Origin of the sequence: Pseudomonas entomophila (assembly GCF_023277925.1) — a bacterium.
Taxonomy (GTDB): Bacteria; Pseudomonadota; Gammaproteobacteria; order Pseudomonadales; family Pseudomonadaceae; genus Aquipseudomonas; species Aquipseudomonas entomophila_D.
Window position 1 is genome coordinate 2,447,385 of the sequence record NZ_CP063832.1, and the last position, 13,040, is coordinate 2,460,424.

Genomic DNA, 13,040 nt, shown 5'->3' on the forward strand with positions numbered 1-13,040 from the left:
TGTTCTTGTGCGACTCACTGCGGAGCCAGAATACCGTAACAGTTGAGAAGTGTACTGGGACAGACCGGAGAATAGTCAACAATACAGTTGCGTGACAGTGAAAAAGCGAGCGACTGCGTCGAAGCACCGACGAACGCGCAAAATAGCTTTGGCTTTGGCTTTGGCTTTGGCTTTGACGATCAAGAGGTTAGCCACCCCGTCAGCTAGCGACAGCTGCGCCCGTCCAGGCGCCGCCCGTAACTTCGCGACTTCAGGAGGCTGAGCGCAGGCGTCTGGAGGGCCAGGTGCGCAGCACCCTTCGGCGTTAGCCGAAGGCGCGAGATGTAGACTTGCGCAGCAAGTCGTAGGCCGCGCAGGCCCGGAAGGCGCCGGAGCGAAGGGACCCGGAGCGTAGCGGAGGGCCGGATGAATGGAGCGCAGCGTTTTTTGGTTACTTTTTGTCGCGTTTGACAAAAAGTGACCCGCCGTAAGGGCGGAAAGGTGACGTCGAGTCGCTATCGTAATTGGATATGCCTATATCTATAGAGACCCACTTAACTTTGACTTTGACTTTGACTTTGACCTTGACTTTGACTTTGACTTTGACTTTCAGAGTATTGGCATTGAAATTCGTGAACACATCCATTCACGATGGAGGCGCCAACTCACCTTTTCGCCTTTACGGCGACCTTCTTTTGCACGCGGGCAAAAGAAGGCAAAAACCGCTGGCTCCATTCATACGGCCCCTACGCTTCGCTCCGGGGTTCCCTCACTCCGGCCTTGCTCCCGCGTGGACGCACTGAAGGGCCATCCATGGCCCATCAGTGCTCGACGGGCATCCATGCCCGTCGCCCCGCTACGCAAGTCCTACGTTCGGCCTCCTGAAGTCGCATTTGGCGGCGCCTGAACTATCGCGCACTTAAAAGCAAGATCAAGATCAAGACCAAGATCAAGATCAAGATCAAGATCAAGATCAAGATCAAGATCAAGATCAAGATCAAGATCAAGATCAAAGAATCTGAGATTAATTGTCAGACTGGTAGTTATCTATTGATCATTCCGGCCCATTCGCGGGCTTGCCCACGAATGAAAAGCCTGGATTCAACGCGCCGGAGCGAGCTTGCCCTTGTCATCGGAGAAAACGATTTCGACCCGACGGTTCTGCGCCCTGCCCCGCTCCGAGGCATTAGCCTCCACCGGGTACTGGTCGCCATACCCCTCAACCTGGATACGCTTCTCGTCGACCCCCAGGTCGACCAGCATGTCGGCAACCGACTGAGCACGATCACGGGACAGCTTGAGATTGTCTTCCGGGTTACCAGTGCTGTCGGTATAACCCTCGATACGCACCACGCGGCGCGGATTGAGCTGAAGGAACTGCACCAGCTTGAGCACGGTACGACTGGCAGAGTTCTTCAGATCCGCCTCCCCCGTGTCGAACAGCACATCACCGAGGGTCATCACCAAGCCACGGTCAGTCTGCTCGGACGCCAATGCAACAATCTGCGCCTCGACCCATTTACCCTGCTGCTGAACACTGGCGAGCTTGGCTTCACGCAAGCCCAACTGCAGGCGCTGACGCTCGAGGTCGAGCTTGGCCAGGCGCTCCTGGTTCAACGCCAGCTTGGCATGCTCACCGGCAATCTCGCTGTAGCGCTGGCTCAGATAGGCATAGTGACGCACATCGCTGCCCGTACCGATATAACCGGCCAGGCGCTCCGCACGCCCTAGCGACTCACCTGCGCGAATGACGTCGCGCGGCGCGCTGCGCAGCACATTGGAATCGTCCTTGACCTTCTGGAACGCCGCACTGGCGTCATCCAGCGCCGACTCGCTGCGCTGGCTGGCGCAGCCCTGCAGTCCGACCAGCGCCAGCAAGGCCAGCGCAGCCATGGGTTTCAGACGGTTCATGGCTGCACCTCCAGCTGCTTACGCAAACGCTTGATCCGCGACTGCATCACCTGCAACTGCTCCTCGCTCTTCTGGGTCAGCACACGAGCCTCGGCCAGACGCGCGTCCAGCTCTGCCTGCTCGGCGCGCATGCGCGCATCCCGGTAACTCTCGGTGGTCATGTTGACCTTGGCCCGCGCCAGCTTGTCTTCGGCCAGTTTGTATTCGGGCACCTGGTCAGTGGCACCGACGGCCTTGGCCTGTTCCAATGCTTGCTCGGAAAGGCGCAGCTGCTCATTGGGCGCCGGGTCGTTGGCGCAGCCAGCCAGGCTGAACACGACCAGGGCAAGAATAAGAGGTTGGATTCTCACGCAATCTTCCTACTGTTTAGGGGCGTCCAGCGGCGCCTGCATCTGTGCCTTCCAGCGCTCGACATTGCGCTGCAGCACGGCCTCGGTCGCCCCGGAGATCGGCAATTCTGTCAGTTTTTTCGCCAGTTGTCCGCGCAACCAGCTATCGTTGCAGGCCGAGTTGTGCGACACCGCCAGATACAACCCTGGGCGGTCCACTGGCAGGCCACGGGCGACCAAGTCTTCACCCACGCCCAGGCTCTGGGCCATGGCCATGCCCGAGTACCGGCCCGCCAACACATAGTCGACCTGACCGAGCACCAGTTTCTGGAATGCCTGGGTGAGATTCTGCGCTGGCTCCAACTTCAACTGGGCCTTGGCGAACGCCTCGAAAGCCGGGGTCAACCTGGCCTTTTCCGACAAGCTGCCCCGATAATGTGCCAGATCCGCTGGCCCTTCGAACGTCAGCGTCGCGTCATGCCGCGTCCATACCAGGTATTCATTGAGCTGCAACGCCGGGTGGATATAATCCAACACAGTCAGCTGGGCGACCTGCATGGGCGTGTCGAGCAGCAGGTCCATGCGCCCACTGCGCACCTCCTCCAGCGCCTGGTCACGCCGACCGGCATGCAGCACCTCCACCTTCACCCCCAGCTCGCTCGCCGCCTGGCGCAGCAGGTCGACGTTGGCGCCGATCAGGTGTTTCGGATCGCTCGGGTCCTGCCAGGAATACGGCGGTGCATCCGGGCTGCCCGTGGCCACCAGCCGCTCGCATTTGCCCACCGCCCACACCGAGGTCGATAGCAGCGCCAGCGCACAGGCCAGCATCCCCTTGCTCGAGCGCAACGCCATGAAACACTCCTTGCATCCATAAAAAAGCCCGGCCCTCAAGATGAGGGCCGGGCTTCTTTATAAGTGAAGCCGCCGGATCAGACCAGCTTTTCCAGCTCCGGAACCGCTTCGAACAGGTCGGCGACCAGGCCGTAGTCGGCTACCTGGAAGATCGGCGCCTCCTCGTCCTTGTTGATCGCAACGATCACTTTCGAGTCTTTCATGCCGGCCAGGTGCTGGATCGCGCCGGAGATACCGACGGCAATGTACAACTGTGGCGCGACAATCTTGCCGGTCTGGCCGACCTGCATGTCGTTCGGCACGAAGCCGGCATCGACCGCGGCGCGCGAGGCGCCGACGGCGGCGCCGAGCTTGTCTGCCAGGGCGTACAGGTGCTTGAAGTTGTCACCGTTGCCCATGCCGCGGCCACCGGAAACGACGATCTTGGCGGCGGTCAGCTCAGGGCGGTCGGACTTGGCCAGCTCTTCGTTGACGAAGGCCGACTTGCCAGCATCGTGAGCGGCAGCGACCGCTTCGACTGCGGCCGAACCACCTTCGGCAGCCACGGCGTCGAAGCCGGTGGTACGCACGGTGATGACCTTGACTGCGGCGCTCGATTGCACGGTGGCAATGGCGTTGCCGGCGTAGATCGGGCGCTTGAAGGTGTCGGCGGATTCGACCGAGATGATCTCGGAGATCTGGTCGACGTCCAGCAGCGCGGCGACGCGCGGCAGGATGTTCTTACCGTTGGTGGTGGCCGGGGCCAGCACGTGGCTGTAACCCTTGGCCAGCTCGGCCACCAGCGGCGCGACGTTTTCCGGCAGGGCGTGAGCGTAGGCCGCGTTGTCCGCAACCAGCACTTTGGCCACACCGGCGATCTTGGCGGCGGATTCGGCGACGCCACCGACGTTCTGGCCTGCGACCAGCACGTGCACATCACCACCAATCTTGGCGGCGGCAGCGACAGTGTTCAGGGTGGCCGGGGCTACGGCACCGTTCTCGTGTTCAGCGACAACCAGGATAGTCATTTAGATTACCTTCGCTTCGTTCTTCAGCTTCTCGACCAGTTCGGCCACCGACTTGACCTTGATACCCGCGCTGCGGGCGGCAGGCGCTTCGACCTTGAGGGTCTTGCTGGTGGAGGCGAGGGAAACGCCCAGCGCGTCTGGCGTGACGGTCTCCAGCGGCTTCTTCTTGGCCTTCATGATGTTCGGCAGCGACGCATAGCGTGGCTCGTTCAGGCGCAGGTCGGTGGTGACAATGGCTGGCAGGTTCAGCGCAACGGTCTGCAGGCCGCCATCGATTTCACGGGTGACGTTGACCTTGTCGCCGGCGACTTCGACCTTGGAGGCGAAGGTGCCTTGGGCGTAGCCGGTCAGCGCAGCCAGCATCTGGCCTGTCTGGTTGTTGTCACTGTCGATGGCTTGCTTGCCGAGGATAACCAGCTGTGGCTGCTCTTTATCGACAACGGCTTTCAGCGCCTTGGCCACGGCCAGGGAGCTCAGTTCGTCAGCGGCTTCGACCAGAATGGCGCGGTCGGCACCCAGGGCCAGGGCGGTACGCAGTTGTTCCTGCGCAGCGGTCGGGCCGATGCTGACGACGACGATTTCGCTCGCCACGCCCTTCTCTTTCAGGCGGACGGCTTCTTCCACGGCGATTTCGCAGAAGGGGTTCATGGACATCTTGACGTTTGCAAGGTCAACGCCGGAGTTGTCCGCCTTGACGCGAACCTTGACGTTGTAGTCGACCACTCGTTTGACAGCTACAAGAACCTTCATGGATTCCTCGTTACTCTCCGGTGAAAAGAAGATCGCCTGGGGGCTGCCCGGCGAATGCGCGTGGGTACAAGGGCACCTCTAAAAACGTTCCGGGGCGGGAAAATTTCAAGTGACCGATCAGTCCTGTCGCGACCTCGGGTTCGAAAACCCTCGGGTCATTTTCTGTCGTGGCGTGTAGACTCCACTACAAAGCCTGATTCGGCCCGCAAACCCTGCTCCACGCCTGGTCTTTAGGGGTGCACCTGCGCCCGACGGTCAGCCTACGGCGAGCGTAAAAGCGCTCGTATCTTGACCGTAACACCCAATCCGGTCAATACGGCAAATTGGCCACCCTCCAGCCGCGTACCTTTGATTTTACTGGGCTCCGGCAAATTCAAACAAACGTTTGTATTGGACCCGCCAAGTGGTGTAGATATAATGCGCGGCCAAGACAAGACGGTGTAGTCCGTCATCCACGAAGCTACAGCAGCCGCATGCCGTGCATGACCGACAAACACCCATAAGACAAGCAAAAGCGATGAGCCTTGAGTAGGAGAGAACCAGTGGAACGCGAATACATGGAATTCGACGTGGTCATCGTCGGCGCAGGCCCGGCGGGCCTGTCCGCCGCCTGCCGCCTGAAGCAGAAGGCCGCCGAAGCCGGTAGCGAGATCAGCGTCTGCGTGGTCGAGAAAGGCTCCGAAGTCGGCGCCCACATCCTCTCCGGCGCGGTGTTCGAACCCCGCGCCCTGAACGAACTGTTCCCTGACTGGAAAGAACTTGGCGCGCCGCTGAACACCGAAGTGAAGCGCGATGACATCTATGTGCTCAAGGATGCCGCCAGCTCGACCAAGGTCCCCGACCTGTTCGTTCCGAAGACCATGCACAACCAGGGCAACTACATTATCTCCCTGGGCAACCTGTGCCGCTGGCTGGCCCAGCAGGCCGAGAACCTCGGTGTGGAGATCTACCCGGGCTTCGCCGCGCAAGAAGCGCTGTTCGATGAAAACGGCGTGGTCCGCGGCATCGTCACCGGCGACTTGGGCGTCGACCGTGAAGGCCACCCGAAAGATGGCCTGTACACCCCGGGCATGGAACTGCGTGCCAAGTACACCCTGTTCGCCGAAGGCTGCCGTGGCCATATCGGCAAGCAGCTGATCAAGCGCTTCGACCTGGACAACGAATCCGATGTCCAGCACTACGGCATCGGCCTCAAGGAAATCTGGGAGATCGACCCAGCCAAGCATGAACAAGGCCTGGTGGTGCACACCGCCGGGTGGCCGCTGGACGTGATGAGCAAGGACAACACTGGCGGCTCCTTCCTTTATCACCTGGAAAACAACCAGGTGGTGGTCGGCCTGATCGTCGACCTCTCCTACGCCAACCCATACCTCTCGCCGTTCGACGAGTTCCAGCGCCTCAAGCATCACCCGGTGATGGCCCAGTACCTCGAAGGCGGCAAGCGCATCAGCTACGGCGCCCGCGCCATCTGCAAGGGCGGCCTGAACTCGCTGCCCAAGATGGTGTTCAATGGCGGCGCGCTGATTGGTTGCGACCTGGGCACCCTGAACTTCTCCAAGATCAAGGGCAGCCACACCGCGATGAAGTCGGGCATGCTCGCCGCCGAAGCGGTGGCCGATGCACTGATCGCCGGCAGCGAGGGTGGCGACCAGCTCAATGGCTATGTCAGCGCCTTCAAGGCCAGTTGGCTGCATGAAGAGCTGTTCGCCAGCCGCAACTTCGGTCCGGCACTGCACAAGTTCGGCCCGCTGCTCGGCGGTGCGTTCAACTACGTCGACCAGAACTGGTTCGGCGGCAAGCTGCCGTTCACCCTGCACGACACCAAGCCGGACTACGCCTGCCTGAAGCTGGCGGCGGACTCGAAAAAGATCGACTACCCGAAACCAGATGGCAAGCTCAGCTTCGACAAGCTCAGCTCGGTATTCCTCTCCAGCACCAACCATGAAGAGGAACAACCCTGCCACCTGAAGCTGACCGACCCGAATATCCCGATCGCCAGCAACCTGCCGCTGTATGACGAACCAGCCCAGCGCTACTGCCCGGCCGGCGTGTACGAAGTGGTCACCCAGGAAGACGGCAACAAGCGCTTCCAGATCAACGCGCAGAACTGCGTGCACTGCAAGACCTGCGATATCAAGGACCCGGCCCAGAACATCACCTGGGTCACCCCTGAAGGCGCGGGCGGGCCGAACTACCCGAACATGTAAGCGCTGCCCTTGCGGCAAGAAAAAGCCCCCTGGCCGTGAGGCCCGGGGGCTTTTTCGTGAGTGGCAGTATCGGGCGGTTCTTGTTTTCTCGCACCACTCAGGACGCAGCCATCACTGACTCATTTGTCACCACACAGGATCGGCATCGGCTCCACACCGAACACCAACAACTTCCTACGCCCGAAATACAATGCTGTCACCAGCCCAACCACGCCCATGACCAGACAAAAGCCGACACACACCCACGGGCTCCACGGCATCAGCGCAATCAGTGCCAGCGGCGTGGTGCTCGCCCACAGCGCATAGGCGACGTTGTAGGTGAAGGAAATGCCCGACACCCGGATTTCAGCCGGGAACAATCCGACCATCACCGACGGCACCACCCCCACCACGCCACAGGACAACCCGGCCAGGGCATAGGCCAGCCAAGTCACGCCCCATTGCCCCACCAGGCTGGCATAGAGCGCACCAACGCCCAGCGGTAGCAACAGGCTGTAGATCATCAGCGCGCGCCAGGCGCCAATGCGGTCGACCAGTAAACCGGCCAGCACGCAACCGACATTAAGGAAGACGATACCCACGCTGCTGAGCGCGAAGGTGTGCCCGGCGCTCATGGCGAAGCGCTGCTGCATCACCGTGGGCGTGATCACCACCAGCACCACTACCGCCGAGGTCAGCACGCAGGTCAGCAGCGCCGCCGGAATCAACGACCGGCGATGCTCACCCAGCACGCGGCGTAGCGGGAACGCCACCGGACGCGCCTGACGCTCACGCAGCGCCAGGAACACCGGTGTCTCGCTGAGCCAGCGGCGCAGCCAGACCCCGATCACCCCGAACACGCCCCCCAGCAGGAACGGGTAACGCCAGGCGTAATCGAGAATTTCCTGGGGCGTGTAGAGCTGCGCCAGCAACGTCGCCGTCAGCGCCCCTAGCAGGTAACCGAAGGTCAACCCGGCTTGCAGGAAGCCCAGTGCATAGCCGCGCCGCCCAGCCGGAGCATGCTCGGCGACGAAGGTCCAGGCGCTGGGCACCTCGCCACCCACGGCGGCGCCCTGGAGGATACGCAGCGCCAGCAGGATCAGCGGCGCGGCATAACCGATGTCGGCGTAGGTCGGCATTACGCCGATCAGCAGGCAGGGCAGCGCCATCATCAGGATGCTCAGGCTGAACACCCGCTTGCGCCCCAGATGGTCGGCGAAGTGGGCCATCAGGATCCCGCCCAGCGGCCGCGCCAGGTAGCCCGTGACAAAGATCCCGAAGCTCTGCAGCAGGCGCAGCCACTCCGGCATCTCAGGTGGGAAGAACAGCTGGCTGAGGGTCAGGGCGAAGAACACGAAGATGATGAAATCGTAGATTTCCAGGGCGCCGCCCAGCGCCGCCAGGCCCAAGGTCCGGTGGTCGCTGCGGCTGAACCGGGGCGCGCGGGCGGTATCGATGGCAGTCATGGCAGGTTCCGCAACTTGGCAAAAGGCCAGAGGATAGCAAATGCCGAGGGCATGGAACCGCGGGATGGCTCAGGACGGACGGCCAAACACTGTCTGGGCGAAGTTCATCCGGCGCTTGGGGTAACCGTTGCCGCCGGCCAGGCTCGGCGGCAACGGTATTTCACCCACCCGTAGCGGCATGTCGATGATCGCCATGAAGGTTTCCATGGCCTGATTGTCGGGTACACCGGGCAGGCTGACGCTCACGGCCTGGCGCTCGCCCACCGGGACGGCAGGAATCTTCAGTTTCAGGGAGTGGTAGAGCAAGGCATGCTGGATCTGCGCACTGACCCGGCAGAAACGCGCCAGGTCGACACCCGCGTGGCTGGCCAGCTCGATGTTGCCGACCAGCAGATTGAACGGCTGCAGGGCACTGTGCACCAGGCGCTGCAAGTCGTCGAAGCTCTCCACCGGGGCGATGCGGTAGTAGCCCAGGCCGTTGAGCAGTTTTTCCAGCTGCAGCCGCTGGTCGGGGTGCTCATCCGCGATGAGGATGCGCAAGGTCTTGTTCGGCATCGTCCGGGCCCAGGCAGCAAGGTGATGAATGAGGCTCCATGACCGAACTGCGCCCGTGAAGGCAAACGTCAGGCGCAGCGCCTGAGCGGGGTCTTTATTGATAGTTGCCTTGAAACATCCAGAAATCAAGTTGCCACTACAGGAAATTTTCACCCGTGCCTCACGGGGTGTTCAGGATTCCCAGAGGCGCATGCGCACGCGGCAGTGCTTCATGGCATTGACGATGTGCTTTTCCACCAGGCTGCGAGAGATACCCAGGCGCTCGGCGATCTGCTGGTGGGACAGGCCGTCGATCTTGCGCAGCAGGAAGCTGTCACGGCATTGCACGCTCAACTCATTCAGGGCGCGCTGCATCAAGGCCAGGCGCTGGTCGAGTTGCATGCCCTGTACAGGGGCCGGGCTGTGCCAGCGCTCGTCGCTGTCGAGTATTTCCAGCGGCTCGGCCTGGCGGATCTGCTGACGGCGATGGCGATCGACCACCAGGTTCAGGGCCGTGCGGTAGAGGAACGCGCGCGGATGTTCGATCTGCTCGCCTTCGCCACGCTCCAGCACCCGCAGGTAAGCGTCATGGGCGACATCCTCCGCGGCCTGGCGATTGCCCAGGCGTGCGGAAAGGAAACTCACCAATTCGCGATAGTAATGTTCCACGACGGCACCTGGCGTTTCCCTGCACACGCACTGACCTGCAGGGCGCGGGTCTGGATGATATCAGCGTGCGATCTTACAAATTATAATGATTCTCAGCAACACGGAGTTCAGCCACCACCGCCGTTAAATCGCCCTGCCCGGCATTCGTTTAACTGGCACCCCCGGGAACGCGCCCCTGCCGTTCTCGGCCACTCCCTCCGGCTGGAAGTCCGCATGACTCGCACATCCAACACTCGCCGCCTGGCCTGCGCCACACTGGGCCTGCTTGGCCTGGGCTGCCTGCTGGCCTGGAAGGCCATGCCCTTCGGCGGCGCCCCCGTCAGCACCGTGCCGGTGACCCGCGCCGACATCGAAAGCAGCGTCACTGCATTGGGCACCCTGCAACCCAGGCGCTATGTCGATGTCGGCGCCCAGGCGTCCGGACAGATCCGCAAGTTGCATGTCGAAGCCGGCGATGAAGTGCGCCAAGGCCAGTTGCTGGTCGAGATCGACCCCTCCACGCAGCAGGCCAAGCTGGACGCCGGACGCTTCTCTATCGAAAACCTCAAGGCCCAGCTCGCCGAGCAACGCGCCCAGTTCGTCCTCGCCCAGCAGCAGTACCAGCGCCAGCACGACCTGGCCGCCGCCGGCGCCACCCGCCAGGAAGACCTGCAGGCCGCCCAGGCGCAGCTGAAAGTGACCCAGGCGCGCATCGACATGTACCTGGCCCAGATCCGCCAGGCCCAGGCCAGCCTGCGCAGCGACGAGGCGGAGTTGGGCTATACCCGCATCTACGCCCCCATGGACGGCACCGTGGTGGCGGTGGACGCCCGTGAGGGGCAAACCCTCAACGCCCAGCAGCAGACGCCCTTGATCCTGCGCATCGCCAAACTGTCGCCGATGACAGTCTGGGCCCAGGTTTCCGAAGCGGACATCGGCAAGGTCAAACCCGGTATGACCGCCTACTTCACGACACTGGCCGGCGGCAAGCGGCGCTGGAGCAGCACCGTCAGGCAGATCCTGCCGATCCCGCCCAAGCCACTGGAGCAGTCCGGCCAGGGCAGCGGCAGCCCGGCCAGCGCCACGGCCGGCACCAGCGCCAGCAAGGTGGTGCAATACACCGTGCTGCTGGATGTCGAGAACCCCGACGGCGCCCTGATGGCCGAAATGACCACCCAGGTGTTCTTCGTTGCCGGCCAGGCCAGCCAGGTGCTCAGCGCCCCGCTGGCGGCACTCGACGAAACGCCCGGCAGCGCACTGCGCCTGGCCCAGGTGCTGAACGCCGACGGCAAGGTCGAGGCGCGCCAGGTGCGCACCGGGCTGAGCGACCGGTTGCGCGTGCAGATCCTCGACGGCCTGCGCGAAGGCGAGCGCCTGGTCATCGGCGCGCCTGCCGCCAGCGGAGGCTGAGATGAGCGCCCCCCTGATCGAGCTGTGCGATATCCGCAAAGTTTATGGCGGTATCGATTCGCCCAAGGTGGAAGTGCTGCGCGGCATCAGCCTGAGCATCCACCCCGGCGAATTCGTCGCCATCGTCGGCGCCTCGGGCTCCGGCAAGTCCACGCTGATGAACATCCTCGGCTGCCTCGACCGCCCGACGTCCGGCAGCTACCGCTTCGCCGGCCGCGATGTGGCGGAGCTGGACAGCGATGAACTGGCCTGGCTGCGCCGCGAAGCGTTCGGCTTCGTGTTTCAGGGCTACCACCTGATCCCTTCGGGCTCGGCCCAGGAGAACGTCGAGATGCCGGCCATCTACGCCGGCACGCCACCCGCCGAGCGCCACGCTCGTGCCCTCGCCCTGCTCGAGCGCCTGGGCCTGGCCAGCCGCATCGGCAACCGCCCGCACCAGCTTTCCGGCGGCCAGCAACAGCGCGTGTCGATTGCCCGGGCCTTGATGAACGGCGGCCATATCATTCTCGCCGACGAGCCCACCGGCGCCCTGGACAGCCACAGTGGCGCCGAGGTCATGACCCTGCTCGACGAGCTGGCCAGCCAGGGCCACGTGATCATCCTCATTACCCACGACCGTGAAGTGGCGGCGCGCGCGCAACGCATCATCGAGATCCGCGACGGCCAGATGGTCAGCGATTCGTCCGCCGCGCAACCCGCGCCAACGCAACCCGAGCAGTTGCAGGCCAACGACCTGCGCCAGCGCCTGGACCGCGGCGCCCTCCTCAAGGGCGCCTGGAAAGGCGAGATGATCGAAGCCCTGCAGGCCGCCTGGCGGGTCATGTGGATCAACCGCTTCCGCACCGCCCTGACCCTGCTCGGCATCATCATCGGCGTGGCCTCGGTGGTGGTCATGCTGGCGGTGGGTGAAGGCAGCAAGCGCCAGGTGATGGCGCAGATGGCGGCGTTCGGTTCCAACATTCTCTACCTCAACGGCAAGCGTGCCACCCCGCAGGAGCCTGGCGGCATCGTCACCCTCGACGATGTCGCGGCCATCGGCGAACTGCCGCAAGTACTGCATGTCATGCCGGTGATCGGTGGCCAGTTGATGGTACGCCAGGGCAACAGCAGCCAACGATTCTATGTCGGCGGTAACAACACCTGGTTCCCTGCCATCTTCAACTGGCCGGTGGTCGAAGGCACGTTCTTCAGCGAAGCCGACGAAGCCAGCGGCGCGGCAGTGGCGGTGATCGGCCAGAAGGTGCGCAGCAAGATGTTCGGCGAAGGCAGCAACCCGCTGGGGCAGTACCTGCTGATCGGCAACGTGCCGTTCCAGGTGGTCGGCATCCTTGCGGCCAAGGGCGCCAGTTCCGGCAGCGAAGACAGCGACGAGCGCATCGTCGTGCCCTACTCCGCGGCATCCATTCGCCTGTTTGGCAGCCAAGACCCGGAATACGTGGCCATCGCCGCCATCGACTCGCGCCGGGTGAACGAGACCGAAGCCGCCATCGACCGCCTGCTGCGCCAGCGCCACCAGGGCAAGCACGACTTCGAGCTGACCAACGACGCCGCGCTGATCCAGGCCGAGGCCCGCACCCAGAACAGTTTGTCGCTGATGCTCGGGGCGATCGCCGCGATCTCGCTGCTGGTCGGCGGCATCGGGGTGATGAACATCATGCTCATGACCGTGCGTGAACGCACCCGCGAGATCGGCATCCGCATGGCCACCGGCGCCCGCCAGCGCGACATCCTGCGCCAGTTCCTCACCGAAGCGGTGATGCTGTCGATGGTCGGCGGCGTCACCGGTATCGGTATCGCCCTGCTCGTCGGCGGCGGCTTGCTGCTGGCCGACATCGCCGTGGCCTTCGCCCTGCCCGCCATCCTCGGCGCCTTCGCCTGCGCGGTGATCACCGGCGTGGTGTTCGGCTTCATGCCGGCGCGCAAGGCCGCCCGCCTCGACCCGGTCAAAGCCCTTACCAGCGAATAGCC

11 protein-coding genes are annotated in these 13,040 nt (G+C 63.2%); 3 read left to right on the forward strand and 8 right to left on the reverse strand.

The genetic code is table 11. The features are described 5' to 3' along the window. Nucleotides 1-1,080 precede the first annotated feature (1,080 nt). The 5 genes from IM733_RS10615 to IM733_RS10635 all read right to left on the reverse strand — a co-directional run bounded on the left by IM733_RS10615 (nt 1,081) and on the right by IM733_RS10635 (nt 4,828). Nucleotides 1,081-1,890: an OmpA family protein gene (locus IM733_RS10615; protein WP_248920802.1), complete on the reverse strand. Its 810-nt coding sequence runs from the start codon at nt 1,888-1,890 to the stop codon at nt 1,081-1,083. Next, nucleotides 1,887-2,240, reverse strand: coding sequence for a DUF4398 domain-containing protein (locus tag IM733_RS10620; RefSeq protein ID WP_248920803.1), 354 nt, complete (start codon nt 2,238-2,240; stop codon nt 1,887-1,889). Before IM733_RS10620 ends, IM733_RS10615 begins: the two co-directional genes overlap by 4 nt. A 9-nt stretch (nt 2,241-2,249) precedes the next feature. Next, on the reverse strand, nt 2,250-3,071 hold the full coding sequence (locus IM733_RS10625; protein ID WP_248920804.1) for a substrate-binding periplasmic protein: 822 nt from the start codon (nt 3,069-3,071) through the stop codon (nt 2,250-2,252). Between the two features lie 77 nt (nt 3,072-3,148). Beyond that, on the reverse strand, nt 3,149-4,078 hold the full coding sequence (locus IM733_RS10630) for an electron transfer flavoprotein subunit alpha/FixB family protein (RefSeq protein ID WP_011534764.1): 930 nt from the start codon (nt 4,076-4,078) through the stop codon (nt 3,149-3,151). Next, nucleotides 4,079-4,828 (reverse strand): electron transfer flavoprotein subunit beta/FixA family protein, encoded by a 750-nt coding sequence (locus tag IM733_RS10635; RefSeq protein WP_011534765.1) that lies wholly within the window; start codon nt 4,826-4,828, stop codon nt 4,079-4,081. Nucleotides 4,829-5,370: 542 nt separating this feature from the next. Here IM733_RS10635 and IM733_RS10640 point away from each other — a divergent pair. Further along, a complete protein-coding gene (locus IM733_RS10640; protein ID WP_248920805.1) occupies nt 5,371-7,035 on the forward strand; it encodes an electron transfer flavoprotein-ubiquinone oxidoreductase in 1,665 nt (554 codons plus the stop codon). Between the two features lie 119 nt (nt 7,036-7,154). On the opposite strand, the gene IM733_RS10645 is transcribed toward IM733_RS10640, so the two are convergent. The 3 genes from IM733_RS10645 to IM733_RS10655 form a co-directional block, all read right to left on the reverse strand. Next, nucleotides 7,155-8,480, reverse strand: coding sequence for an MFS transporter (locus tag IM733_RS10645; protein WP_248920806.1), 1,326 nt, complete (start codon nt 8,478-8,480; stop codon nt 7,155-7,157). A 69-nt stretch (nt 8,481-8,549) separates the two neighbouring features. Next, on the reverse strand, nt 8,550-9,035 hold the full coding sequence (locus IM733_RS10650; RefSeq protein ID WP_248920807.1) for a histidine kinase: 486 nt from the start codon (nt 9,033-9,035) through the stop codon (nt 8,550-8,552). Between the two features lie 171 nt (nt 9,036-9,206). Then, a complete protein-coding gene (locus IM733_RS10655; protein WP_248920808.1) occupies nt 9,207-9,683 on the reverse strand; it encodes a sigma-70 family RNA polymerase sigma factor in 477 nt (158 codons plus the stop codon). Nucleotides 9,684-9,896: 213 nt separating this feature from the next. Between IM733_RS10655 and IM733_RS10660 the strand changes: the two genes are divergently transcribed. Beyond that, nucleotides 9,897-11,072, forward strand: coding sequence for an efflux RND transporter periplasmic adaptor subunit (locus IM733_RS10660; protein WP_248920809.1), 1,176 nt, complete (start codon nt 9,897-9,899; stop codon nt 11,070-11,072). A 1-nt stretch (nt 11,073) separates the two neighbouring features. Beyond that, on the forward strand, nt 11,074-13,038 hold the full coding sequence (locus tag IM733_RS10665; RefSeq protein ID WP_248920810.1) for a MacB family efflux pump subunit: 1,965 nt from the start codon (nt 11,074-11,076) through the stop codon (nt 13,036-13,038). Nucleotides 13,039-13,040 lie beyond the last annotated feature (2 nt).

Bases quoted from the DNA above. Each gene is read 5' to 3' on its own strand.
- IM733_RS10645 (WP_248920806.1), bottom strand. From the start codon at position 8,480: ATGACTGCCATCGATACCGCCCGCGCGCCCCGGTTCAGCCGCAGCGAC.
- IM733_RS10615 (WP_248920802.1), bottom strand. From the start codon at position 1,890: ATGAACCGTCTGAAACCCATGGCTGCGCTGGCCTTGCTGGCGCTGGTC.
- IM733_RS10660 (WP_248920809.1), top strand. From the start codon at position 9,897: ATGACTCGCACATCCAACACTCGCCGCCTGGCCTGCGCCACACTGGGC.
- IM733_RS10650 (WP_248920807.1), bottom strand. From the start codon at position 9,035: ATGCCGAACAAGACCTTGCGCATCCTCATCGCGGATGAGCACCCCGAC.
- IM733_RS10665 (WP_248920810.1), top strand. From the start codon at position 11,074: ATGAGCGCCCCCCTGATCGAGCTGTGCGATATCCGCAAAGTTTATGGC.
- IM733_RS10630 (WP_011534764.1), bottom strand. From the start codon at position 4,078: ATGACTATCCTGGTTGTCGCTGAACACGAGAACGGTGCCGTAGCCCCG.
- IM733_RS10625 (WP_248920804.1), bottom strand. From the start codon at position 3,071: ATGGCGTTGCGCTCGAGCAAGGGGATGCTGGCCTGTGCGCTGGCGCTG.
- IM733_RS10635 (WP_011534765.1), bottom strand. From the start codon at position 4,828: ATGAAGGTTCTTGTAGCTGTCAAACGAGTGGTCGACTACAACGTCAAG.